At 67.3% G+C, this 24,595-nt stretch carries 25 protein-coding genes; 22 read left to right on the forward strand and 3 right to left on the reverse strand.

Annotated elements, in window-relative coordinates:
- Positions 1-186 precede the first annotated feature (186 nt).
- The 19 genes from AB4Z48_RS33250 (at position 187) to AB4Z48_RS33340 (ending at position 20,868) form a co-directional block, all read left to right on the forward strand.
- Complete coding sequence (locus AB4Z48_RS33250; protein ID WP_441621925.1) at positions 187-1,998, forward strand: methyl-accepting chemotaxis protein; 1,812 nt, start codon at positions 187-189, stop codon at positions 1,996-1,998.
- Positions 1,999-2,091: 93 nt separating this feature from the next.
- Positions 2,092-2,826, forward strand: a complete 735-nt coding sequence (locus tag AB4Z48_RS33255; protein ID WP_441621927.1) for a DUF4088 family protein — start codon at positions 2,092-2,094, stop codon at positions 2,824-2,826.
- Positions 2,827-3,255: 429 nt separating this feature from the next.
- Entirely contained in the window at positions 3,256-3,573 is a 318-nt protein-coding gene (gene flhD, locus AB4Z48_RS33260) for a flagellar transcriptional regulator FlhD (RefSeq protein ID WP_441621929.1), read from the forward strand.
- On the forward strand, positions 3,570-4,175 hold the full coding sequence (gene flhC, locus AB4Z48_RS33265) for a flagellar transcriptional regulator FlhC (protein WP_441621931.1): 606 nt from the start codon (positions 3,570-3,572) through the stop codon (positions 4,173-4,175). The genes flhD and flhC overlap by 4 nt, the downstream gene beginning before the upstream one ends.
- Before the next feature lie 435 nt (positions 4,176-4,610).
- Positions 4,611-5,474 (forward strand): flagellar motor stator protein MotA, encoded by an 864-nt coding sequence (gene motA, locus AB4Z48_RS33270; protein WP_441621933.1) that lies wholly within the window; start codon positions 4,611-4,613, stop codon positions 5,472-5,474.
- A gap of 18 nt (positions 5,475-5,492) precedes the next feature.
- Positions 5,493-6,515 (forward strand): flagellar motor protein MotB, encoded by a 1,023-nt coding sequence (gene motB / locus AB4Z48_RS33275; RefSeq protein ID WP_441621935.1) that lies wholly within the window; start codon positions 5,493-5,495, stop codon positions 6,513-6,515.
- A gap of 59 nt (positions 6,516-6,574) precedes the next feature.
- On the forward strand, positions 6,575-8,584 hold the full coding sequence (cheA, locus tag AB4Z48_RS33280) for a chemotaxis protein CheA (RefSeq protein WP_441621937.1): 2,010 nt from the start codon (positions 6,575-6,577) through the stop codon (positions 8,582-8,584).
- Between the two features lie 21 nt (positions 8,585-8,605).
- On the forward strand, positions 8,606-9,100 hold the full coding sequence (gene cheW, locus AB4Z48_RS33285) for a chemotaxis protein CheW (protein ID WP_441621939.1): 495 nt from the start codon (positions 8,606-8,608) through the stop codon (positions 9,098-9,100).
- 52 nt (positions 9,101-9,152) lie between these two features.
- Positions 9,153-10,055, forward strand: a complete 903-nt coding sequence (locus AB4Z48_RS33290; protein WP_441621941.1) for a CheR family methyltransferase — start codon at positions 9,153-9,155, stop codon at positions 10,053-10,055.
- Positions 10,055-10,705, forward strand: a complete 651-nt coding sequence (gene cheD, locus AB4Z48_RS33295) for a chemoreceptor glutamine deamidase CheD (RefSeq protein ID WP_441621943.1) — start codon at positions 10,055-10,057, stop codon at positions 10,703-10,705. The genes AB4Z48_RS33290 and cheD overlap by 1 nt, the downstream gene beginning before the upstream one ends.
- A 22-nt stretch (positions 10,706-10,727) precedes the next feature.
- Positions 10,728-11,810 (forward strand): protein-glutamate methylesterase/protein-glutamine glutaminase, encoded by a 1,083-nt coding sequence (locus AB4Z48_RS33300; RefSeq protein ID WP_441621945.1) that lies wholly within the window; start codon positions 10,728-10,730, stop codon positions 11,808-11,810.
- Positions 11,811-11,899: 89 nt separating this feature from the next.
- On the forward strand, positions 11,900-12,295 hold the full coding sequence (gene cheY, locus AB4Z48_RS33305; RefSeq protein ID WP_441621947.1) for a chemotaxis response regulator CheY: 396 nt from the start codon (positions 11,900-11,902) through the stop codon (positions 12,293-12,295).
- Positions 12,296-12,311: 16 nt separating this feature from the next.
- Complete coding sequence (cheZ, locus tag AB4Z48_RS33310; RefSeq protein WP_441621949.1) at positions 12,312-12,941, forward strand: protein phosphatase CheZ; 630 nt, start codon at positions 12,312-12,314, stop codon at positions 12,939-12,941.
- Positions 12,942-13,165: 224 nt separating this feature from the next.
- Entirely contained in the window at positions 13,166-14,308 is a 1,143-nt protein-coding gene (gene flhB / locus AB4Z48_RS33315; RefSeq protein WP_441621951.1) for a flagellar biosynthesis protein FlhB, read from the forward strand.
- Positions 14,305-16,395, forward strand: coding sequence for a flagellar biosynthesis protein FlhA (flhA, locus tag AB4Z48_RS33320; RefSeq protein ID WP_441621953.1), 2,091 nt, complete (start codon positions 14,305-14,307; stop codon positions 16,393-16,395). The genes flhB and flhA overlap by 4 nt, the downstream gene beginning before the upstream one ends.
- Positions 16,396-16,408: 13 nt before the next feature.
- Positions 16,409-18,847: a flagellar biosynthesis protein FlhF gene (flhF, locus tag AB4Z48_RS33325; protein ID WP_441621955.1), complete on the forward strand. Its 2,439-nt coding sequence runs from the start codon at positions 16,409-16,411 to the stop codon at positions 18,845-18,847.
- 3 nt (positions 18,848-18,850) lie between these two features.
- The gene (locus tag AB4Z48_RS33330; protein WP_441621957.1) at positions 18,851-19,684 is read left to right on the forward strand and encodes a MinD/ParA family ATP-binding protein; all 834 of its coding nucleotides are present in this window, start codon (positions 18,851-18,853) and stop codon (positions 19,682-19,684) included.
- 39 nt (positions 19,685-19,723) lie between these two features.
- Positions 19,724-20,440, forward strand: coding sequence for an RNA polymerase sigma factor FliA (locus AB4Z48_RS33335; RefSeq protein ID WP_006162649.1), 717 nt, complete (start codon positions 19,724-19,726; stop codon positions 20,438-20,440).
- Positions 20,437-20,868, forward strand: coding sequence for a flagellar protein FlhE (locus tag AB4Z48_RS33340; RefSeq protein ID WP_441621960.1), 432 nt, complete (start codon positions 20,437-20,439; stop codon positions 20,866-20,868). The genes AB4Z48_RS33335 and AB4Z48_RS33340 overlap by 4 nt, the downstream gene beginning before the upstream one ends.
- Before the next feature lie 231 nt (positions 20,869-21,099).
- On the opposite strand, the gene AB4Z48_RS33345 is transcribed toward AB4Z48_RS33340, so the two are convergent.
- The 3 genes from AB4Z48_RS33345 to flgA form a co-directional block, all read right to left on the reverse strand.
- The gene (locus AB4Z48_RS33345; RefSeq protein WP_441621962.1) at positions 21,100-21,558 is read right to left on the reverse strand and encodes a flagella synthesis protein FlgN; all 459 of its coding nucleotides are present in this window, start codon (positions 21,556-21,558) and stop codon (positions 21,100-21,102) included.
- A 46-nt stretch (positions 21,559-21,604) separates the two neighbouring features.
- Positions 21,605-21,910 (reverse strand): flagellar biosynthesis anti-sigma factor FlgM, encoded by a 306-nt coding sequence (flgM, locus tag AB4Z48_RS33350; RefSeq protein WP_441621964.1) that lies wholly within the window; start codon positions 21,908-21,910, stop codon positions 21,605-21,607.
- A gap of 201 nt (positions 21,911-22,111) precedes the next feature.
- The gene (gene flgA, locus AB4Z48_RS33355) at positions 22,112-22,831 is read right to left on the reverse strand and encodes a flagellar basal body P-ring formation chaperone FlgA (protein WP_441621966.1); all 720 of its coding nucleotides are present in this window, start codon (positions 22,829-22,831) and stop codon (positions 22,112-22,114) included.
- A 221-nt stretch (positions 22,832-23,052) separates the two neighbouring features.
- Here flgA and flgB point away from each other — a divergent pair, with 221 nt between their 5' ends.
- From flgB to flgD, 3 genes are read left to right on the forward strand one after another with little or no spacing between them, the layout of a single operon-like run.
- Positions 23,053-23,460 (forward strand): flagellar basal body rod protein FlgB, encoded by a 408-nt coding sequence (gene flgB / locus AB4Z48_RS33360; RefSeq protein WP_441621968.1) that lies wholly within the window; start codon positions 23,053-23,055, stop codon positions 23,458-23,460.
- A gap of 7 nt (positions 23,461-23,467) precedes the next feature.
- On the forward strand, positions 23,468-23,875 hold the full coding sequence (gene flgC, locus AB4Z48_RS33365) for a flagellar basal body rod protein FlgC (protein ID WP_441621970.1): 408 nt from the start codon (positions 23,468-23,470) through the stop codon (positions 23,873-23,875).
- Between the two features lie 21 nt (positions 23,876-23,896).
- Positions 23,897-24,562, forward strand: a complete 666-nt coding sequence (gene flgD, locus AB4Z48_RS33370; RefSeq protein WP_441621972.1) for a flagellar hook assembly protein FlgD — start codon at positions 23,897-23,899, stop codon at positions 24,560-24,562.
- The last annotated feature ends 33 nt before the right edge of the window (positions 24,563-24,595 follow it).

Consider the following 24,595-nt stretch of genomic DNA (forward strand, 5'->3'; position numbering starts at 1 on the left):
GCCGGCAATACTTGGACGGCCAAGGCAGACCGCCCGGCACCGGCCCAGTGTCTCCGGCTGAGGCAGTCAGTCTGAAAACATCTGTTCTAGAAAATAATAGCGCCCGCCGTCTGCGCTCGCCGGCATCCGCCGGCCCGGACAGGCAAGGCGCCTGGTCAAGTCATTCAGAGAAAAGAGGTAGTCGGCATGCAATGGTTCAATCAGCTGCGCGTCACGACCAAGCTGGTCGTTGGCTTTCTGGTCGTGTCGTTCATCGGCGCTGTGATGGGTCTGCTCGGCGTCATCAACATGGGCCGCATGGCCGACTGGACGGGCAAGATCTACCACGGCGACCTGCAGGCGCTAAAGAGCGTGCAGGGCGCCAATATCGACCTGCTCTATTCCAGCCGCGCGCAGATCGCGCTGCTGTCCGCATCGACGATGGGCGAGCGCGCCGCCGAGAAGGATCAGATCGAAAAATCGCTGAACGCGCTCGAAGAGCGCGTGAAGGGTGCGCGCTCCATGTTCACGCAGCCCGAAGGCCAGGCCTTGGTCAAGCAGATGGACACGCTGCTGCCGGCCTACCATCAGCGCATCAACGCCTATGTGGCGCTGGTGGGCAAGCAGCCGCTCGATACCTCCCAGTTCGAGAGCCAGGTGTTCAGCGAAAGTGCTGACCTGATCAAGGAGAGCCGCGCGCTCGAAGACGTGATGGCCAAGATGGTCAAGCGCCGCGATGACCGCGCGCTGGCCAATATGCAGGAAGCGCGCGGCGTCTATGAGGCTTCGCGCCTGTGGATGCTGGGCCTGGTGCTCGGCGGCCTGGCCGTTTCCGTGGCGCTGGGCGCCTTCCTGGCGCGCACGTTGTCGCGCCAGCTTGGCGGCGAGCCCGGCTATGCCGCGGCCATTGCCGCGCGCATCGCCGGCAGCGACTTCTCTGGCGAGGTCAAGCTGCGCAGCGGCGACAAGACCAGCCTGCTGCACGCCATGAAGCAGATGCAGCAGCAGTTGTCGGCCACGGTGCGTGACTTCAAGGAGTCGGCCGAGTCCATCGCTTCCGCCTCGCGCCAGATCGCCGCGGGCAACAGCGACCTGTCGCAGCGCACCGAGCAGCAGGCGGCCTCGCTGGAAGAGACCGCGTCGAGCATGGAAGAGCTGACCAGCACCGTGCGCCAGAACGCCGACAACGCGCGCCAGGCCAGCGGCCTCGCCGCCAACGCCTCCGAGACCGCGGTGAAGGGTGGCGAAGTGGTCGGCCGCGTGGTGCAGACCATGGACGAGATCAACGATGCTTCGAAGAAGATCGTCGACATTATCGGCGTGATCGAAGGCATTGCCTTCCAGACCAACATCCTGGCGCTGAACGCCGCGGTGGAAGCCGCGCGTGCCGGCGAGCAGGGCCGCGGCTTTGCCGTGGTGGCTGGCGAAGTGCGCAGCCTGGCGCAGCGCAGCGCCAACGCCGCCAAGGAAATCAAGGGCCTGATCGGCGACTCGGTGGCGCGCGTGGAGAACGGCTCGGCGCTGGTGGACCAGGCTGGCAAGACCATGGGCGAGATCGTGCAGGCAGTCAAGCGCGTGACGGACATCATGGGCGAGATCAGCGCGGCCTCGGCCGAGCAGAGCTCGGGCATCGAGCAGGTCAACAAGGCCGTGGCGCAGATGGACGAAGTCACGCAGCAGAATGCGGCGCTGGTAGAGGAAGCCGCGGCCGCGGCAGGGTCGCTGGAAGACCAGGCCGCCCGCCTGCAGGCTTCTGTGGCCAGCTTCCGCCTGGCCGACGTGCAAGGCGCCGCCGGCAGCCGCGTGGAAGCGCCGCGCGCCAGGGCGGCGGCGGTATCGCGGCCGGCGCGCATCGAACCGAAGGCCCCGGCGCCCGTCCATTCGGCCGGCAGCGAGGCAGAACCTGCCGTGGCGGACGAGAAGGTGGCGCCGGCCGCCACCGCGCCGGCCGCCACCGCGCGCGCTGCGCGTCCCGCCGCGATGGCGACGTCGGACAGCGGCGACTGGAGCGCATTCTGAGGCGAGGCCTCTTCGAGGCGGCGACGCATCGCCTGATGCTGCCGGCATTGCCGGCAGCGCCGCTTTTCTGCGCCAACGTCAGCACTGAACCCCATGACAACGGAAATCTCCCTCGCGCTGTCCGCAGAGACAGCCGCCAAGCTCCGCGCCGAGTTCGACCACTTCGTCAAGCTCTCCACCGGGCTGGACCACGAATTCACGCCGCCGGACTATGACGATTTCCTGCGCGCGCGCCTGCTCCACCACGATGGCCCGCTGACCGAGCGCGCCGTCACGCGGCTGCTCTCGGGGGGCGAGTACGCATGGGCCAAGCGCGTCTTCAACAAGCAGCTGCCCAACGCCATGGCCACGCTCATGCGCGACGCGCAGCGCTTCGGCTACGGCCTGGCGGTGCGCTACGAATGGACGCCCCAGGAGCGCCTCGCGCACGCCCGGGAGTGGTCTGAGCAGATCCTGGAGGACGCCGGGGCGGACCTGGCCTTCACCGAGCCCCTGGCGTCGCAGCTGGCCGGCTCCGCGGTTGATATCCGATCGCTGGAGGAGCAGATGCAGACGCCCGCATGGCGCGTGGCGGAGAGCCTGCGCAGCCGCGCCTACGACGTCCTGTACCGGGTGCAGACCGAGCGCGGAGCGGGCGCGGCACGCGCCCGCCTGGGCGAACTGCGCGCGCTGCTGGCGCTGGCCATGGACTACGGCACGGTGAGTGCCGAGGAGGCCGAGCGCGTCATGGAGCAGGTGGAGCAAACCTGCCCGCATCTGTTCCGCGAGGAGCCCGACGACCTGTTTGCGCGGGTGGCCGCATGGCTGCGGCGCGCACTACTGCAATGAGCGTTTTCGCGTCAATAGAGGAATGCGACTACAAGCCTCGGGGGGCGCATTTTGCACCCTGCGGCGGGTGGCGTCCGGCGCATTTTAGACGTTTTCCTCTGTTACAAACCAGTAACAGATTTGATGCAAATCACATGACGAATCTGTGACTTGTTACAAACTTCGTGTCCCATGTATGTTTCATGCGACATTTGCTTACCCCAACGTAAGGGGGGATTGGCAGTCTGGTCCAATTGCCGATATAACTCTCACAGTCCTACTTACACTCTGTAACACTTGTAACGTTTGAGATAAGTCTGACCGAGCGCAGTTCCTTAGTCGTACGCAGTACCCGTCGAACACGCAAGCAAACGATCTGGTCGCCTTCAGCCTTCGGCTGCGGGTAAGCGCCGGACAAGCGGTCGAAGGGTTTTTGGTAGCGGGGAAAAATTGGAAAGCAGTGAAGTTCTCCAGGAGATCAGGGAGGTCAATCTCGCCTATCTGCTGCTCGCGCAACGCCTGGTGCGCGAAAACCATCTGGAAGCCATGTTCAGGCTCGGCGTCAGCAAGGAAATCGCTGACATCCTCGCCAAGCTGACACCGGCCCAGCTCGTCAAGTTGGCAGCGTCCAACATGGTCTTGTGCCGTTTCCGGTTCGASGACCATGCCTTGCTGTCGACGCTCACCCATACGGCCAAGAGCCATGATATGCAGCAGATCCATGCTGCGATCCTGCTCGCACGGCAGCCCGTGGAGTCGCTCAATTGACCGCGCTCCTGCAGGCCCAGCCCGCCCGGAGTTTCACGGCCACTCCAGTCCCAAACCGCAAGAGCGTGCTGCAGGACGCCAACCAGACCCAGCTCGCCATCGAGCTGATCGGCCTGGGTGCCCGTCTTCAGGTGCTCGAAGCCGAGACCACGCTCTCGCGCGACCGGTTGATCCGCCTCTACAAGGAGCTGCGCGGCGCCTCGCCGCCCAAGGGCATGCTCCCGTTCTCGACCGACTGGTTCACCACCTGGTTGCCGAACATCCATTCCTCGCTGTTCTTCTCGGCCTATCAGTTCATGGTCCAGCAGGGCGAGACCGCCGGCATCCGCGCGGTGGTGGCGAGCTATCGGCTCTATCTCGAGCACGTCTCGCTACTCGGCAGTGAAATTGTCTTAAGTTTCACCCGTGCATGGACGTTAGTACGGTTTTTCGAGAGCAACATGCTGCAGCTTTCCAGCTGCACGTGCTGCGGCGGCCAGTTCGTGACACACGCCTACGAGCCGCATGCGAACTTCGTATGCAGCCTGTGCCGGCCGCCGTCGCGCGCCGGCAAGGCCAAGAAGCTCCCGAAGGACGTCGCTCCCACGCAAGTCGTTGCCTGACTGAGGCGATTCGGTAGAGACATCCCCGGACGGCCTGGGCAGGGTTCCTGCCCGGCCCGCCCGCGGGAATCCTGCGGCCGTGCGCCGCGGATGCCACAGGTACGGCATCCGCGCGCACGACCCGTGGCACACCCTGAAGCGTACCCACGCCGCGCACGGGCCATCGCGGGAACTCGCGAGAAAACTCAAGCTTATTCACCTGATTGTCGATATTCGCGTTGGAAGATCATCAATGCCGTATCAATAGGTCTTCAAGTCTTGCCGTCTCAAGTCGTTAATCCATAGGACTGCAGGGCTTCAGGGCTCCGGATCCCGGAGTCCGGGGGCGGCGTACGTGGTTGCTGGGTCTTGCCAGGGCAAGCGGTCCTTCCTCCTCTCCCGGAGAAGCGGCCCTTGTGCATGCCTGACGCGTGTTTTACTGACGGGGAATCGATCGTGCTAGTTGTAATTGGCTATGTTGTCGTGATGGTGGCGGTGCTTGGTGGATATGCCATGACCGGCGGCCATATGGGCGCGCTTTATCAACCCGCAGAGTTTGTCATCATCGGCGGCGCGGCTGCCGGTGCGTTCATCAGCTCAAACAACGGCAAGGCCATCAAGGCCACCATGCGTGCGTTGCCGACGCTGTTCCGCAGCAGCAAGTACAGCAAGGCGCTGTATATGGAAGTCATGGCACTGCTCTACGTGCTGCTGTCCAAGGCCCGCCGCGAAGGCATCCTGTTCCTCGAGAAGGAGATCGCGGATCCGGCCGCCAGCAGCGTGTTCAGCCAGTACCCGCGCATCCTCGCCGACCCCGCGATGATGGAGTTCCTCACGGACTACCTGCGCATGATGGTCAACGGCAACATGAATGCCTTCGAGATCGAGGCCCTCATGGACCACGAGATCGAGACCTACCGCCACGAAGCAGAAGTCCCCGCTCATGCGCTGGCGCGCATCGGCGACGGCCTGCCCGCATTCGGCATCGTTGCCGCCGTCATGGGCGTGGTGCATGCGCTGGGCTCGGCCGACCTGCCTCCGGCGGAACTCGGCGCGCTGATCGCCCACGCCATGGTCGGCACCTTCCTCGGCATCCTGCTGGCCTACGGCTTCGTCTCGCCGCTGGCCGCGCGGGTCGAGCACCAGGTGGCCGAATCCATCAAGATGTACGAGTGCATCAAGGTCACGCTGCTGGCCTCGCTCAATGGCTATGCACCGCTGGTGGCCGTGGAGTTTGGCCGCAAGGTGCTGTACTCCAGCGAACGCCCGTCCTTCCTCGAGCTGGACGACCACGTCCGCGAGGTCAAGAGCATCACCTAAGCGGCAGGAGCTACAGCGATGAGCAGCGCCCATGATATGCGCCCGATCGTCGTCCGCAAGTCTCGCGGACACGCCAAGCCGCACGGTAACCACAGCTGGAAGATCGCCTACGCCGACTTCATGACGGCGATGATGGCCCTGTTCCTGGTGCTATGGCTGCTGCGCGCGTCGACGCCGAAGGACCTGGTGCAGCTGGCAGAGTATTTCCGCACGCCGCTGAAGGTGGCGATAGCGGGGGGGAACAAGAGCAGTCTTTCCTCCAGCGTGATTCCCGGCGGCGGGCTCGACATCACGCGGCAGGACGCCGAAGTGCGCAAGACCCCTGAAGACGCCACGGAAAAGGCCAGGGAGCGCAGGGAAGGCGAGCGTCTGCGCGCGCTCAAGAACCGCCTCGAGCAGATCATCGAGAACAATCCGGTGCTGCGCCAGTTCCGCCCGCAGTTGCTGCTGGACATCACCAGCGAAGGCCTGCGCATCCAGATCCTGGATACGCAGAACCGCCCGATGTTCCGCACCGGCAGTGCCGCGGTGGAGCCGTACATGCGCACCATCCTGCGCGAGATCGGCCCGGTGCTCAACGAGATGCCCAACAAGGTCAGCCTGTCCGGCCATACCGACGCGGCCAACTACTCGAACGGCGAGCGCACGTACAGCAACTGGGAGCTGTCTTCGGACCGCGCCAATGCCTCGCGGCGCGAGCTGATCGGTGGCGGCATGAACGAAGGCAAGGTGCTGCGCGTGATCGGCCTGGCCGCGACCATGCCGCTGGACAAGAAGGACGAGCTGGCGCCGGTGAACCGACGCATCAGCATCGTGGTGCTCAACCAGCGCGCGCAGGCGCGGATCGAGGCAGAGAATGCCAGCGCCGCCGAGGTCTCGGTGGCGGCAAAGGCAGGCGAGGCAGGCGAGCAAATGCAGGCAGGCCTGGCGGCCGCCTCGGCGCCCGCCGCGGCAAAGGCGGCTTCGGCCCCGGCAACGGCGCAGGGCAAGGCGGCACAGGCCCCCGCCTCGGCCCCGGCCGGCAAGGGCAGTGTTCAATGAAGTCCGCCCGCCATGCCGGCGGCGGTCTTCGCAGCGAATTTCAGTGAGCCAGGACGGTTATGTCTGTCGATATCGATATCACACAGTTCTACCAGACCTTCTTCGAGGAAGCGGAGGAGCTCCTCGTGGAAATGGAGCAGCTGCTGCTCGGGCTGGATCTCGAATCCCCCGACGCGGAAGAGCTCAACGCGATCTTCCGCGCGGCCCACTCCATCAAGGGCGGCGCGGCAACCTTCGGCTTCGCCGCCCTGACCGAGACCACGCACCTGCTGGAGAACCTGCTCGACCGCACGCGGCGGCGGGAACTCGCGTTGTCCCGCACCATCATCGACACCTTTCTGGAAACCAAGGACGTGTTGCAAGATCAGCTCAACGCCTACCGTAACGGTACCGAACCCGATCCGGGAACGCTGGCGCGTATCTGCGCCGTCCTGCAACAGCTGGCGCACGAAGCCGCCGGTGGCGCACCCGCGCCCGCCGCGGCTCCCGCTCCGGCCCCGGTAGCGGCGGCGCCTGCGCCGGCGGCCGCGGGCAGCGGCCTCAAGGTGACGCTGATCAACGTCTCGGCGGCGGACCGGGCCCTGCTGCGCGACGAACTTGGCAACCTTGGCGAGATCACCGGCCAGCAGGAAGAGGGCGGCAACCTGAGCGTATGGTTGTCGAGCCAGTGCAGCGCCGACGACATCATCGCGGTGTGCTGCTTCATCGTCGACGGCGACCAGATCGTCGTGGAGGCAGCCGGCGCGACGCCGGCTGCCGAAGCCACTGCAGCCGTTGCCGCAGCGCCGGCTCCGGCACCGGCTCCGGCCGCCGCCCCGGCGGCGGCGTCCGCGCCGGCAAAGGAAAAGGCCAAGGCTCAGCCTGCCGCCGCCGCGCATGCGCAGGAGTCCGGCTCCATCCGCGTGCCGACCGAAAAGGTAGACCAGATCATCAACCTGGTCGGCGAACTGGTCATCACGCAGTCGATGCTGGCGCAGACCGCCTCGGCGCTCGACCCGGTGCTGTTCGACCGCCTGTTCTCCGGCATGGGCCAGCTCGAGCGCAATGCGCGCGACCTGCAGGAAGCGGTGATGTCGATCCGCATGATGCCGATGGACTACGTGTTCTCGCGCTTCCCGCGCCTGGTGCGCGACCTTGCCGGCAAGCTCGGCAAGCAGATCGACCTGGTCACCTTCGGCAAGGCCACCGAGCTCGACAAGAGCCTGATCGAACGCATCATCGACCCGCTCACTCACCTGGTGCGCAACAGCCTCGACCACGGCATCGAAACGCCGGACAAGCGCGTTGCAGCCGGCAAGGAGCCGACCGGCCAGCTGATCCTGTCCGCGCAGCATCATGGCGGCAACATCGTCATCGAGGTCAGCGACGACGGCGGCGGCCTGCGCCGCGACAAGATCCTGGCCAAGGCCCTGCAGAGCGGCCTGCCGGTATCGGAGAACATCAGCGACGAAGAGGTCTGGCAGCTGATCTTCGCGCCGGGCTTCTCCACCGCGGAAGCCGTCACCGACCTCTCCGGGCGCGGCGTCGGCATGGACGTGGTCAAGCGCAACATCCAGGAAATGGGCGGCCATGTCGAGGTCACCTCGCGTCCGGGCCTGGGCACCACTACCCGCATCGTGCTGCCGCTGACGCTGGCTATCCTCGACGGCATGTCCGTCAAGGTCGGCGCGGAGACCTTCATCCTGCCGCTGAGCTGCGTGATGGAATCGCTGCAGCCCAAGCCCGAGGACGTGCACACCGCGGCCAACAACGACCGCGTGATGCACGTGCGCGGCGAATACCTGCCGCTGCTGGAGCTGCACCGCGTGTTCAACGTGGACGACGCCGTGCAGGAGCCGACGCAGGGCATCGCCGTGATCCTGCAGGCCGAAGGCAAGCGCTTCGCGCTGCTGGTGGACCAGCTCATCGGCCAGCACCAGGTGGTGCTGAAGAATCTCGAAACCAACTACCGCAAGGTGCCCTGCATCTCCGCCGCCACCATCCTGGGCGACGGCAGCGTGGCACTGATCGTGGACGTCGGCGCGCTGCAGCGCACCGGCGTGCGCCGCCAAGACCCGGTACTCGCTTAACGCTCAGGAGAACAAGACATCATGGCCGGCATCGGACACATCGATACCCCCGGAAGCGAAGCCGCGGGGCAGGAATTCCTGGTTTTCACGCTGGGGAGCGAAGAATACGGCATCGACATCCTCAAGGTGCAGGAGATCCGCGGCTACGACGCGGTCACCCGCCTGGCGAACGCGCCCGATTTCATCAAGGGCGTGACCAACCTGCGCGGGGTGATCGTGCCGATCGTCGACCTGCGCCTGAAGTTCCGCCTCGGCAACGTGCGCTACGACCACCAGACCGTGGTCATCATCCTCAATATCGCCGGGCGCGTGGTCGGCATCGTGGTGGATGGCGTGTCGGACGTGCTGACCCTGACCGGCGAAGCCATCAAGCCGGCGCCGGAGTTCGGCGTGTCGGTCTCCAACGAACACCTCACGGGGCTCGGCACCGTGGATGGCCGCATGCTGATCCTGATCGACATCGAGAAGCTGATGACCAGCGCCGAGATGGAACTGGTCGAGGCCGAACTCGCCTGAGCGCGGCCACACCCATCGTATCGAGCATCAAGCATCCCGTATCAGGCATCACATGACGCAGCCTCGCCCCACCGCCCTTGCCGCCGGCCTGCCGCTGGCGCAGCCCGCTTCGCCGCGGCGCGACGAGCCGCGTGATTTCCTGCTGACCGAACGCGACTTCGAGAAGATCCGCGCGATGATCCATCGCCGCGCGGGCATCTCGCTCGGCAGCCACAAGCGCGAGATGGTGTACAGCCGCCTCGCGCGCCGCCTGCGCACGCTGCAGCTCACCGATTTCGGCACCTACCTGGCCATGCTCGAGGAGGACGACCGCTCGGACGAGTGGGAGTTCTTCACCAATTCGCTCACCACCAACCTGACATCGTTCTTCCGCGAGGCGCATCACTTTCCCTTGCTGGCCGAACATGCCAAGAAGACCGGGCGGCCTTACTCGGTGTGGTGCTCGGCCGCGTCCACCGGCGAAGAGCCTTATTCCATCGCCATCACGCTGGCCGAAGCGCTGGGCGACCGTGCCGGCACGGTCCTGGCCACCGACATCGATACGCAGGTGCTGGCCAAGGCCCGCGCCGGCGTCTACACGGCCGAGCAGGTCAGCAAGCTCTCGCCCGAACGGCTCAAGCGCTTCTTCCTCAAAGGCACCGGCCAGCGCGCCGGCGCGGTCAAGGTCAAGCCGGACCTGGCGGGCACCATCGACTTCCAGCCGCTCAACCTGCTGGCGCCGGACTGGGGCATCCGCGAGAAGTTCGACGTGATCTTCTGCCGCAACGTGATGATCTACTTCGACAAGCCCACCCAGGGCCGCATCCTGGAGCGCTTCGTGCCGCTGCTCAAGCCGCACGGACTGTTGTTCGCGGGCCATTCGGAGAACTTTTCCTATGTCACGCGCGCGTTCCAGCTGCGCGGGCAGACCGTATACGAGCTGGCGCCGCCGTCGGCCCGGCTGGGAGGTTCGTGATGCGCACGCCCCAGCTCCCCGAAGCGATCGCCACGCGCAGCTACTTCGACCGCGAGTTCGGCAAGCAGGCCATCAAGCTGCTGCCCAACGAGTACTACGTGACCCGCGAAGACGTGGTGCTGACCACCGTGCTGGGTTCCTGCGTGGCGGCCTGCATCCGCGACGAGACCGCCGGCGTGGGCGGCATGAACCATTTCATGCTGCCGGACGATGACGGCGCCGCCGGCGCCGACCGGCTGCTGTCGGCGTCCATGCGCTACGGCAGCTATGCGCTGGAAGTGCTGATCAACGAGCTGCTGAAGATGGGCGCGCGCCGCGAGCGGCTCGAGGCCAAGGTGTTCGGCGGTGGCGCGGTGCTGGCCAACATGACCACGCTCAATATCGGCGACCGCAATGCCGAGTTCGTGCTCAAGTACCTGAAGACCGAAGAGATCCGCGTAGCCGCGCAGGATCTGCGCGGCCCGCACGCGCGCCGCGTCAGCTACTTTCCGTTGACGGGACTGGCGCTGGTGCGCCGGCTCACTCGCCAGGACGACCAGGTGGTGGTCGAGCGCAACGAGCGCGCGCTGGCGCGGGCCATTGCCACCGCACCTGCCAGCGGCGGCGCCGAACTGTTTTCCAGGCGTGCGCCCTCGGCTGCCGTCTCCTGAACCGACAAGGATTTTTCCAGACATGAGTGCGGCCAAGATCAAGGTATTGTGCGTGGACGATTCCGCGCTGATACGCAGCCTGATGACCGAGATCATCAATAGCCAGCCCGACATGGAGGTGGTGGGTACCGCCCCCGATCCGCTGGTAGCGCGCGATCTGATCAAGCGCCTGAACCCGGATGTGCTCACGCTCGACGTGGAAATGCCGCGCATGGATGGCCTGGACTTCCTCGAGCGCCTGATGCGCTTGCGCCCGATGCCGGTGCTGATGGTGTCCTCGCTGACCGAGCGTGGCTCGGAAATCACCATGCGCGCGCTGGAGCTGGGCGCGGTGGATTTCGTCACCAAGCCCAAGCTCGGCATCCGCGACGGCCTGATGGAGTACACCGATACCATCGCCGACAAGATCCGCGCCGCGGCGCGGGCGCGCCTGCGCACCGCTCAGGCCGCGCCGGCGGGCGGCGGCACCACCGAGCCGGCGGCGCCGATGCTGCGCAGCCCGCTGCTGTCCACGGAGAAGCTGATCATCGTGGGCGCCTCCACTGGCGGCACCGAGGCGATCAAGGAATTCCTGATGCCGATGCCGCCGGACTGCCCGGCCGTGCTGATCGTCCAGCATATGCCGGCCGGCTTCACGCGCTCGTTCGCGCAGCGCCTGGACGGCCTGTGCCGCATCACGGTCAAGGAAGCGGAGCACGGCGAGCGCGTCTTGCCGGGCTACGCCTACATCGCGCCGGGCGATTCGCACCTGCGCCTGGCGCGCAGCGGGGCCAACTACGTGGCCCACCTGTCGCAGGAGCCGGCGGTCAACCGCCACCGGCCGTCGGTCGAAGTGCTGTTCGACTCCGCCGCCCAGCATGCCGGCAAGAACGCCATCGGCGTGATGCTGACCGGCATGGGCCGCGACGGCGCGCAGGGCATGCTGCGCATGCGCGAGGCCGGCGCCTACAACCTGGCGCAGGACGAGAGCACCTGCATCGTATTCGGCATGCCCAAGGAGGCGATTGCCGCCGGCGGCGTGCATGAGGTAGTGCCGCTGCACGCGATGAGCCAGCGCGTGATGGCGCGCCTGGCGACCTTCGGGACGCGCGCGCAGCGGGTTTGACCGGGCACAGGCGCCTGCCGGATCCACGCGGAGCGGCGGGTGCAAGTATTGAAGTAGCAACTTTCCACAACTGTATTGGAGCCGTTAGAGTGGACAAGAACATGAAGATCCTGGTGGTCGATGACTTCCCCACCATGCGCCGCATCATCCGTAACCTGCTCAAGGAACTGGGCTTCGCCAACGTCGAGGAGGCCGAAGACGGTGCCGCCGGCCTGGAGAAGGTCAAGGACGGCAGCTTCCAGTTCGTCGTGTCCGACTGGAACATGCCGAACATGGACGGCCTGAGCATGCTGCAGGCGATCCGCGCCGAAGCCGCGCTGGCCAAGCTGCCGGTGCTGATGGTGACGGCCGAGGCCAAGAAGGAAAACATCATCGCAGCGGCGCAGGCCGGCGCGAACGGCTATGTGGTCAAGCCGTTCACGGCCGCCACGCTCGACGAGAAGATCACCAAGATCTTCGAGAAACTGGCCAAGGAAGGGGCATAAGGTGGGCGACATGTCGATGACTCCGACTCTCAGCAACGAATCTGCCGAGCAGCTTTTCCAGCGCATTGGCGCCCTGACACGGATGCTGCGCGACAATATGCGCGAATTGGGGCTCGACAAGGAAATCGAGCGCGCCGCCCAGGCCATCCCCGATGCGCGCGACCGGCTCAGCTATATCGCCTTGATGACCGAGCAGGCCGCTGAACGCACGCTCAACGCCGTGGAGCTGGCGCAGCCGCTCCAGGCCGGCATGGAGAAGCAGGCCGAGGCGCTCGACAAGCGCTGGGAAGCCTGGTTCGACAAGCCGGTCGAGCTGGCCGACGCGCGCGAGCTGGTGCTCGATACCCGTGCCTTCCTGACCGACGTGCCGCAGCAGGCCCGCGCCACCGGCAGCCACCTGCTGGAAATCATGATGGCCCAGGACTTCCAGGACCTGACCGGCCAGGTCATCAAGAAGATGATGGACATGATCCGCTCGCTGGAGCAGGAACTGCTGCAGGTGCTGATCGACAACGTGCCGGCAGACCGCCGCGTCGAGGCGCCCGCCACGCTGATGAACGGCCCGCAGATCAACCCGGAAGGCAAGGCCGACGTCGTCTCCGACCAGTCGCAGGTGGACGACCTGCTTGCCAGCCTGGGCTTCTGAGTCCCGCCCGGGACGCGGTGCCGGCCTGGCGCCGCGCCGGCCCCCGGGGCGCCCCCGGGGCGCCCCCGGAGGCCGTCCGGGGACACGGCCCGCCTTCGGGCGGGCCGTGTCATCGCGCAAACAGCGCCACAATCCCGGCCTTATTCCCTCTAATGCCCGCCCCTTCGCGCTCCGATAATCGTTGCTGACGAAGGGCCAGCATGCCGCTTCGTAACGGAGCGGCCATGTCCGAAGAAAGCGATATCGAGAAAACCGAACCTGCCTCACCCCGGCGCCTGGAAAAGGCGCGCGAGGAAGGACAGGTCGTACGCTCGCGCGAGCTCGCTACGCTGATCATGCTGATGAGCGGCGTGGCCGGCCTGGGGACCCTCGGCGGCACGCTCGCCACCAAGCTCAACGCCGTGATGCGCGCCGGCCTGGCCTTCGAGCCGGCCACGGCCTTCGATACCTCGCGCATGATGTCGCGCTTCGCCATGAATACCTGGGAAGGCCTGCTGGCATTCCTGCCGCTGCTGCTGCTGTTCGGCGCGGCGGCCCTCGCCGGTCCGATGCTGCTGGGCGGCTGGATGTTCTCCACGCAATCCCTCGCCCCCGATTTCTCCCGGCTCTCGCCGCTCAAGGGGCTGGGCCGGCTGTTCTCCTCGCAATCCCTGGTGGAACTGGCCAAGGCCATCGCCAAGGCCCTGCTGGTGGGCGGCGTGGCCGGCTGGGTGCTGTGGCACCGCCTGCCCGACGCGGTGGCGCTGATGAGCGCGCCGCTGCACGAGGCGCTGCTGCACATGCTGGAGCTGGTGCTGCACTGCTGCGGGATGGTCGCCGGCTCGCTGGTGCTGGTGGCCGCGCTGGACGTGCCCTGGCAGTACTGGACCTTCTTCAAGAAGCTGCGCATGACCAAGGAAGAGGTCAAGCAGGAGCACAAGGACAGCGAAGGCGACCCGCATATCAAGGGCCGCATCCGCCAGCAGCAGCGCGCCATGGCTCGCCGCCGCATGATGTCCGAGGTGCCCAAGGCGGACGTGGTGGTCACCAACCCGACCCACTTCGCCGTGGCGCTGCGCTACGAGGAAGGCCGCATGAGCGCGCCGCGCGTGGTGGCCAAGGGCAGCGAGGCGGTCGCCGCGCGCATCCGCGAGATCGCCGTGGAGAACAACGTGCCGCTGCTGTCCGCGCCGCCGCTGGCGCGCGCGCTGCACCGCCACGTGGAGATCGGCCGCGAGATCCCCGCCGGCCTGTATACCGCCGTGGCCGAAGTCCTGGCCTGGGTCTATCAACTGAAGCACTGGCACCACACCAGCGGACCGCACCCCACGGCACCGTCCGACCTGCTGGTGCCTGACGAACTCGCCGTACCGGAAAGCCACGCATGAACGCATTGACCTCGCTGTTCAACCTGTCGGGGGCACGGGCCAGCAGCAGCCAGATGAAGGCGCTCGCGGGACCGCTGCTGATCATCATGATCCTCGGCATGATGATCCTGCCGCTGCCGCCCTTCGTGCTGGACCTGCTGTTTACGTTCAACATCGCGCTGTCGATCATGGTGCTGCTGGTGGGCATGTATACGCAGAAGGCGCTGGATTTCGCCGCTTTCCCGGCCGTGCTGCTGTTTTCCACCCTGCTGCGCCTGTCGCTCAACGTTGCCTCGACCCGCGTGGTACTGCTCGAAGGCCACACCGGGCCCGACGCCGCGGGCAAGGTGATCGAGGCCTTCGGCCACTTCCTGGTGGGTGGCAACTTCGCCGTGGGCATCGTGGTGTTCGCCATCCTGGTGGTGATCAACTTCATGGTGATCACCAAGGGCGCGGGCCGGATCGCCGAGGTGGGCGCGCGCTTCATGCTCGACGCCATGCCCGGCAAGCAGATGGCGATCGACGCCGACCTCAACGCCGGCCTGATCAACGAAGACGGCGCCAAGAAGCGCCGGGCCGAAGTCTCGCAGGAATCGGATTTCTACGGCGCCATGGACGGCGCCAGCAAGTTCGTGCGCGGCGACGCCATCGCCGGGCTGCTGATCATGTTCATCAACGTCGGCGCGGGCATGGTGGTCGGCATGCTGCAGCACGACCTGGACTTCTCCACCGCGGTGCGCAATTACACGCTGCTGACCATCGGCGACGGCCTGGTGGCGCAGATCCCCGCGCTGGTGATCTCCACCGCCGCCGGCGTGATCGTTTCGCGTGTGTCGAACGAGCAGGACGTGGGCCAGCAGCTGACCGGCCAGCTCTTCTCCAACCCGCGCGTGCTGTACCTGACCGGCGGCATCATCGGCATGATGGGCATCATTCCCGGCATGCCGCATTTCGCCTTCCTGGTGTTCGCCGGCGCGCTGGTGTGGTTCGGCCGCTATGTGGCGCGACGCGACGTGGCCGCCGTGCAGGAAAAGAAACGCGAGGAACGCGCGCCCGTCGCCGCGGCGGAATCCACCGAAGCCAGCTGGGACGATGTCTCCCTGGTCGACCCGCTGGGCATGGAAGTGGGCTACCGCCTCATTCCGCTGGTGGACCGCGCGCAGAACGGCGAACTGCTGGGCCGCATCAAGAGCATTCGCAAGAAGGTGGCGCAGGAGATCGGCTTCCTGGTGCCGGTGGTGCATATCCGCGACAACCTCGAACTCAAGCCCAACGCCTACCGCATCACGCTCAAGGGCGTGGAGATCGGCCGCGGCGAGGCCACGCCGGGGCAGTGGATGGCGATCAACCCCGGCCAGGTATCCGGCACGCTGCCGGGCACGCCCACGCACGATCCGGCCTTCGGCTTGCCCGCGGTGTGGATCGAAGCCGGGCTCAAGGAGCAGGCGCAAACCTACGGCTTCACCGTGGTGGACGCCAGCACGGTAGTGGCGACTCACCTCAACCACCTGATCCACCTGCACGCGGCCGAACTGCTCGGGCGCCAGGAAGTGCAGGCCCTGCTGGACCGCATCTCCAAGGAATCGCCCAAGCTCACCGAAGACCTGGTGCCCAAGGTCATCACGCTCACCGCGCTGCAGAAGATCCTGCAGAACCTGCTGGACGAAAGCGTGCCGATCCGCGACATGCGCACCGTGCTGGACGTGGTGGCCGAGCACGCGCCCAAGATCAGCGATCCCAACGAACTTACCGCGCTGGTGCGCATGGCGCTGGGACGTGCCATCACCCAGCAGTGGTTCCCCAACGGCGCCGACCTGCAGGTCATCGGCCTGGACGCGGGGCTTGAGCGCGTGCTGTCGCAAGCGCTCACTAACGGCGGCGGTATCGAGCCGGGGCTGGCCGATGCGCTGCTGCAGCAGACCCAGGCCGCGGTGTCGCGCCAGGAACACCTGGGGCTGGACCCCGTGCTGCTGGTGCCGCATCCGCTGCGCCCGCTGCTCGCGCGCTTCCTGCGCCGGACCATGCCGCAGCTCAAGGTGCTCTCGCATGCCGAGGTGCCGGACAACCGAAATATCAGGATCACCGCCATGATCGGCGGCGCAGCGTGAGGGATGACGCAAGATGAGCGTAGCTAAATTCGTGGCGGCCAATGGCCGCGAGGCCCTGCGCCAGGTGCGCGAGGCGATGGGCCCGGACGCCGTGGTGCTGTCCAACCGCACCGTCGAGGGTGGTGTGGAGATCGTCGCCATGCGCGACACCGATCTCGGCGCCATTTCCAGCAGCGCGCCGGTGTTCACGCCGCCGCCCGCCACGGTGGCGGTCGACGGTGCCCTGGGCGACCTGCGCGGGGAACTGCAGACCATGCGCGCCATGATGGAGCGGCAGTTCGCGGGAGTAGGCACTCACAGCCTGCCTGCCGCAGGCGGCGATCCGCTGCGCGATTCCCTGTTCAACTGGCTGGTCACCGCCGGATTTTCCGGCCAGCTCGCGCGTTCGCTGCTGGGCCACCTGCCGCTCGGCCACGACCGGCCCGCCGCCATGACCTGGATCCGCCAGGAGCTGGCGCGCAAGGTGCCGGTGCTGGGCGACGAAGACGCGCTGTTCGCGCAAGGCGGCGTGCTGGCCCTGATCGGCCCCACCGGGGTGGGCAAGACCACCACCACCGCCAAGCTGGCCGCGCGCTTCGTGCTCAAGCACGGCCCGGAACGGCTGGCGTTGCTGACCACCGACACCTTCCGTATCGGCGCGCATGAACAACTGCGCATCTATGGCGACATCCTCGGCGTGCCCGTGCACGCGGTCAAGGACGCGGCCGACCTGCGCTTCGCGCTGGCCGCGCTCACCGAGAAGCACCTGGTGATCATCGACACCGTCGGCATGAGCCAGCGCGACCGCAACCTGTCCGAGCAGATCGCCATGCTGGCCGGCGTGCAGGCGCCGGTGCAGCGCATCCTGCTGCTCAACGGCGCCAGCCACGGCGACACGCTCAACGAGGTGGTGCACGCCTACCGCCACGATGCCACGCCCGGCGGCGGCATCGACGGCTGCATCGTCAGCAAGCTCGACGAAGCCACGCACCTCGGCTCCGTGCTCGACGTGGTGATCCGCCACCGCCTGCCGGTGTACTACGCCTCCATCGGCCAGCGCGTGCCCGAACACCTGGAGCTGGCCAGCGGCGCCGCCCTGGTCGAGCGCGCTTTCCAGACCCCGCGCCGCGGCTCCGTCTTTGCCGATGCCGATGCCGTGCGCCGCGTCATGCCGGGGCAGGATGACAACGATGGCGCCCGCGCCGCGGGTGCTTCGGCCACCGCCGGCGCCGAGGGCATGCTGCGCTCGCTGACCGACAGCGCCAACGCGGTCAGCGACTGCGTGGACCAGCTCGACGCGGGCAACTTCGGCTTCGACCTGGTACGCACCCTGTGGCAGCAGCGCGCGGACAGCGCACCGTCGGCGCGCCAGATGGCGCAACACGTGCGCGAGGCCGCCTGCCGCGATCTCGCCCGCCAGTGCGACCGCTTCGTGCTCGCGCTGAGCGCCACCGTGGCCGCGCCCGCGGCCGGCCGCCGCGCGCCGCGCCCGTGGCAGCATACGCTGTGGCTGGCCGACCGCGACGGCCTGCCGCTGGCTGCCGCCGCGGCGCCGGGCGGGCGTACCGCCCCAGCGCTGCAGGCAAGCCAGGGCGGCTGGGAAACCGACGCCGCCAACCTGGGCGCCGCCATCGCCGCCGCGCGTACCGTGGTCAATGTGCTGGACACCATGCCGGCCGCGGCCACGCTGGCGCGCTGGCAGCAGGCAGGTGAGCGCTGGCTGACCACCACCCGCAAGACCACGCGCGTCGCCAGCAACGGCGTTGCGCTGAAGGTCGATGCGCTGGCCGAGACGCTGACGTTCCATGCCTTCGAAGAGATTGAGTACCGCGGCCGCGATGCCGTGCAGTGGATCGCGCAAGCGCCGGTGCGCGTGCTCGAAAGCCAGGTGCGCGGCACGCGCGGCAGCGAGGGCGGCACCGAGGCCGGCCTGCTGGTATCGCGCCTGGTCGACCGTGAAAACGGCCAGACACTGGCCGTGCAATACCTGCTGTGCGAGCCCGCACTGCTGGCCGAGGGCGCGCAACTGGCGCGCTGGGCACGCTGGGCCGAAGCCGGCGAGGCGCACCTGCGCACACTGCGCCATGCGCTCGACCATCTCGGCCAGGGCGAACGCCAGGACGGCGCCAACGATGCCGCGCAGGCGGAAAACCAGGCATGCGCGCGCCTGCTGGCACTGCAGATGGCCGTGGCCGCGCTGCGCCTGGAGCAGGCCGGCGACACGGAAGCCGCGGCCTTCCTGGCGCGCCTGTCCGCGCGCGCGCCGGCGCGCCAGACCCCGAATGCTGCCGTGCTGGTCGAAGGCATGGGCCGCCTGCTGGCGCTGCTGGACGTGCTGGAGAACTACCCCGCGCGCAATGGCCGTGCCGCACCTGCTGTGCCGACCGTACCGGCCGCGCCCGCCACCGAGCCCGACGGCTTCGTCGATGGTGGCCGGATGTTCAAGGCGCTGGCGCAGGTGCAGGGAGAGTAGAACGTGAATTCACTTGCCCTGGACCAGGCCGAAAGCCTGCGGCGCATGCTGGCGCCGCGTGCCACGCGCCGCATCGCGGTGGTCGCGAGCGATGCGGGCGCCGGTGCCACCACGGTGGCGCTCGGGCTGGCCAATGCGCTCGCCATGCAGGGTGAACGCGTGCTGCTGATCGACGAAGACCGCATTGGCGCGCGCGCCACCCGCCTGGCCGGCGCGGCGCCCGAGGGCACGCTGGCCGCCGTGCTGGGCGGTGCGCTCACGCTGGAGGCAGCGCTGGGGCAACGTCCCGCGGGCACCATCGGCGTGCTGCCCGGCAGCCCGCAGGCCACGGGCGACCTGGGCCTGTTCAATGGCTACCGCACCGTGCTCAGCGATGCCCGCAGCGATGCCGAGGGCGCCCTGTCGCAGGTGGCCGGCATGGCGCACAACGTGGTGGTGGTGCTGCGTGCCGAGCCGGCATCGATCAAGGCCGCCTATGCCTGCATCAAGCAGCTGAACCACCTCTACGCCTGCCGCCGTTTCCACCTGGTCGTCAATGCCGCCGCCAGCGACGCCGCCGCCAGCGCCGTGCTCGGCAATCTTGCGCGCACCGCCAGCCAGTATCTCGGCGTGGACGCGAGTCCTGCCGGCAGCCTGCCGCACGATCCGCTGGTCGAGCGCAGCACGGCGCTTGGCCGCTGCGTGGTCGAAGCGTATCCGGCGGCGCCGGCCACTGCCGCCCTGCGCCGTCTTGCCGTCGGCATCGCCGGCTGGCCGCTTCCCATGCCTTCACCAGCCGTAGCCCGTTCAACCCCTCCGGCCGCGCCGCTGGCGCCGCCGGCCACGGCCCTGGCCTGAGCGCCGGGCCTGCCAGCTAGGACTCACGAGAATTCCACCATGTATACGATTCAGGGAAAGCTCGAACAGACTGACACCGTGACCGCGCATGCGTCGCTGGTGCGTCGCATCGCCTTGCAACTCGCGGCCAAGCTGCCGGCCAGCGTGCAGCTCGATGACCTCATCCAGGCTGGCATGATCGGCCTGCTCGACGCCGCCAAGCGTTACGAGGATACGCACGGTGCGCGTTTCGAGACCTATGCCAGCCAGCGCATCCGCGGCGCCATGCTCGACGAGGTGCGCGCCAACGACTGGCAATCGCGCAGCCTGCGCCAGTTCACCCGGCGCATCGAGCGTACCGTGCGCGGCCTCGAGCAGACGCTCGGCCGGGCGCCGCTGGACTCCGAGGTGGCGCAGGAGCTCGAGTTGCCACTCGACGAATACCAGACCTTGCTCAACGAGGTCTATGGCTGCCAGCTGCTGCACTACGAAGACTTCGAACGCTCCGGCGAAGAAGACTTCCTGGATCGCCACCTGAGCGTCAGCGACGACGGCAATCCGCTCACCGTGCTGATGGAGAGCGGCATGCGCGAAGCGCTGATACGCGCCATCGAGCGACTGCCCGAGCGGGAAAAGCTGGTGCTGTCGCTGTGCTACGACCAGGAGCTGAACCTGCGTGAGATCGGCGCCGTGCTCGAGGTGACGGAGTCGCGCGTCTGCCAGATCCGCAGCCAGGCCATCACGCGCCTGCGTTCGCAGCTGCGCGGGCTGCTATGAAAGCCAGGTCCCGCCGTATCGCCGTGGCGGCCATTGCCGCATGCTGCAGCCACGGCTGGGCCGCGCCGGCAGGACCTACCCTGCATTCGTGGTCGGCTTCCGTGAGTGGCCCCGCCTTGTATGGCAAGGGCCTGCGCACCATGTCCGCACCCATCACCCCGACCGGGTATCTGCCGCAGGCCGAGGGCGCCATCACCACCGTGCGGTGGCGCTACAGCTTTACCCGCACGCCGCCGCTCGATCTGCAGGCCTATCTCTGCAATGCGCAGCGCTGCGTGTTGCTGCCGGGGGCGGAGGGACTCACCGATGCCTTCAGCGGGGATGACGCAGGCAGGGGATTCGTGTTTGCGTTCCAGGTACCGGGGAAGGGCGCGCTGACGCCCGTCCTGCAGGGACAGTCGGGACAAGTGGTGGTGGGGTACAGGTAAGACCGCAGGTGCATGGATTCGGCGGCCCGGGCCTTTCCGCCCGGGCGCCGCTTCCCAAGCCCCCGCAGCCGCTCAAGCTTCAACCCTCAAGCCGCCGGCTCCGCCACCGCGCCCGAACAAAAAAAGCGGCTTCGCCTTCCCTGCCGGGAGCGAAGCCGCTTTTTTTGTTCGTTCGGTCTTTCCTGCATTTCGCCGCGGGCTTGCGAAAGCCCGTGGCGACAAGACACCGGTTCAGCCCGCCGCCAGGCTGACGCCTTGCGGACCTTGCTGGGTTCGCCCGTCCTTGCCGTACAACGTGCCCGTCTCGCCCCGGTGGCGCAGCGCCAGAATGGCTTCCTGCGTGAACTCCAGATGCGCATCCACCACGGCCGCATTGACGGCGTTGGCATCGCGCGCCATGCGCGCGGCGAACAGCAGGTCGCGCCATGCGGTCTCGACGGCAGGCACGATCTCGCGCCCGAACAGCTGGCCGCCCGCACCGAGGCGAATCCCCATGGCACCCATCTGCGCCTCGCGCGTGCGCGTCAGCGTCTGCAGCGAGCCGGCCAGTTCGACCTTGCGATCCAGCAGGCCGACCAGCGCCTGGTAGTCGCCCGCCTTGATCATGGCGCGCTCTTCGCCCAGCACGGCGGCGAATTCCTTGGAGAGCTCGGTTTCCCGGGCGAGGTTCTGGATCAGGGACTGGCTCATGGCTTGCCTAAGTGTCGTGGGTTGGCTTTGCCGCCGGTGTCGAGCGTCAGGCGCCGCCGTTGAGTTCGCGCAGCGACGCCAGCAGACCGTCTGCGATCTTGCTGGGGTCGATCTTGATGCGTCCTTCGGCGATGGCCTGGCGGATTTCGTCCACCTTGGCGGTATCGATGTCGTCGTCTTGGTCTTCCACCAGGCGCGCGCCGATTTCGCGCACCTGGGCGCCCAGCGGGCTGACGCGCACGCCGGGGGTTTCCGGGGCGGCGGCCGGGCCGGCGGGGGTGCCTGCCACGCTGCGCGTTGCACCGTCGCCGGCGTCGCCCGGCCTCGAGGAGGTGGTCTGATTGATCTTCACGGTGATTCCTTGCTGGGTACCTCTGGCTTATCGGACGGTCGCGGCAGAACTTTAGGGCCGCCCCGGGTCCATCCGGCCCGGCTCACGGACCCGTCCGGCCACGCTGCCCGCCGGACGCCGGTCCTGGGATGCCGGCTGCACATCCTGCAGCGCTGCGCGCCATTGTCTCATGAGACCGTTGCGCTACCCAGGCACGCCAGCCTATTGCTGCAGCACCACCGTGTCGCCATTGCGCACCAGCGCGCTGACCACCTGGCCGCTCTTGAGCCGCACCTGCACATTGCTGCCGACCGCGGCTTCGGCCATCACCTTGCCCTCGCTGCTGAGCTGGAAGGAATCCCCCTCGACCACCACCGTCACGTTCTGTCCCTGCCGCACGGCAATGGCCTTCTTCAGGAGATCCGTGCGCATCGGCGAACCCGCTGCGATGCGGCTGGCGGCCACGGCGCCCGCGATCTGCGCGGGGTCGGTCACCACCGCGCGCGGCAGGTTGGAAAGGTCGCCCTGGCGCACTTCCAGGTCAGAAGGGTCTACCGGCTCGCCGGGGGTGAAATTGCGGCCGGCCACGTAGTAATCGGCCACCACCGCGACGCGCGCCTGCACGTAGCGCGTCCACGGGCGCTCGCCGCCGCAGCGCACGCCGACGGAGACGCGGCCCCAGGGCGACGCGCCCGGCGGCAGGAAGGGTTCGGGCAGGGTGCATTCCGGCGCGCGGCCGCCCGACGGCGGCACGACCTGGATGCTGGCCTTGCCAGGCAGCCCGGCGGTCTGGCGTTCGAGGAACCGCTCCACCGCGACGCGCACCGGGTCTTCGGCAAAGGGCGAGGGCGGCGCTGCGCGGACGCTGCCGGACAGGGCGCCGCCGGCGGCGAGCACACAGAGCAGGGCACGCGCAACGGCGGACCGGAAACGAGGAATCATGGGTGCATCCAGGCAAGGAGCGGTGCGCTGGCGCGCCACCGGCGCGCGGGCCGGGCCGCGAGAACAGGACCCATTGTAGGCAGCCGCGCTTTCTCTCTCGTTCCGAAATACGCAGTTTTCTTTGCCCTATTCGCACGATTGGGATGACAGGGCCGAACCTAAGATGGCACACCTGAAGAAGGTCGACCTTCATCGCTCTCTCCCTCCAGCGAGACACAGACATGATTGACAGACTCGATGCGGCACTGCGCTTCCAGCAGGATGCGCTGAGCTTGCGGACCCAGCGGCAGTCGGTGATTGCCTCCAATATCGCGCACGCCGACACGCCCGGCTACAAGGCGCGCGACTTCGATTTCTCCAGCACGCTGGCGCAGACGGTCGAGCGCGGCAGGCGCGCCGACGGCGTATCGCTCTCCACGACCTCGGCGCGGCACCTGCCGGGCCAGGCGTCGGCGTCCGACAACATGGACCTCGAGTACCGCATCCCCATGCAGTCGAGCATCGACGGCAATACCGTCGAGATGGACACCGAGCGCGTGGCCTTCGCCGACAACGCGGTGCACTTCGAGTCTGGCCTCACGGTGATGAGCGCCAAGATCAAGACCATGCTGTCGGCCATCCAGCAGTGAGCGCGCCATGCCAGCAATGAATATCTTCGAGGTGGCCGGCTCGGCCATGGCCGCGCAGTCGCAGCGCATGAACGTGACCGCCTCCAACCTGGCCAACGCGGACAGCGCGGTCAGCCCCAACGGCCAGCCCTACCGCGCCAAGCAGGTGGTGTTCGGCCTGGCGCCCACGCCAGGCCAGAGCGACGTGGGCGGCGTGCAGGTGGAAGGCGTGCTGGAAGACCCGTCGCCGCCGCGCATGATCCACAACCCGACACATCCGCTGGCCAACGCCGACGGCTACGTCACCATGCCGAACGTCAACCCGGTGGAAGAGATGGTCAACATGATCTCGGCCTCGCGTTCCTACCAGGCCAACGTGGAAGTCCTCAACACCGCCAAGAACATGATGCTCAAGACACTGACCATCGGGCAGTAATCGTCTTAACCGGGATACGCAATGACTAGCACTTCTTCCGTCGATACCAGCAGCCAGGGCATCAACAATGCCTTGCAGAGTGGCAGCGCCAGCGCCGCCGACCTGCAGAACAACTTCCTGACCATGCTGGTCACGCAGATGAACAACCAGGACCCGCTCAACCCGATGGACAACTCGCAGCTCACCTCGCAGCTCGCGCAGATCAGCCAGGTGAGCGGCATGCAGACCATGAACAGCACGCTGCAGGCGCTGCTGTCGCAAGTCTCCGCCAGCCGGGCCATGGATTCGGCGTCGCTGATCGGCCATACGGTGATGGTGCCGGGCTCCAGCACCTCGGTGACGGGCGGCGTGCCGGACAAGATCGGCGTGGACCTGCCTTCGACGGCCGACGCGGTCACGGTGAACGTGCTCGACAAGGACGGCAACGTCGTGCGCACCATCGACATGAAGGGCCAGGTCGCGGGCGTGCACGACATTCCGTGGGACGGCAAGAACGATGCCGGCGCGGCTTTGCCCGACGGCGACTACAGCTTCAAGGTCACGGCCACGGCCAGCGGCAAGGATGTCACGCCGGTCGCGCTGGTCTACGGCAAGGTGGGCAGCATCAGCGGTGACTCCAGCGGCGTGCTGGTGGATATCGGCAACGGCCGCACGGCGTCCGTCGACGACGTGCGCCGCATTCTTTGATTCAACTGCGATTCATCAGCTAACCAGTCTACT

Source organism: Cupriavidus sp. 2TAF22, assembly GCF_052115045.1.
Taxonomy (GTDB): Bacteria; Pseudomonadota; Gammaproteobacteria; order Burkholderiales; family Burkholderiaceae; genus Cupriavidus.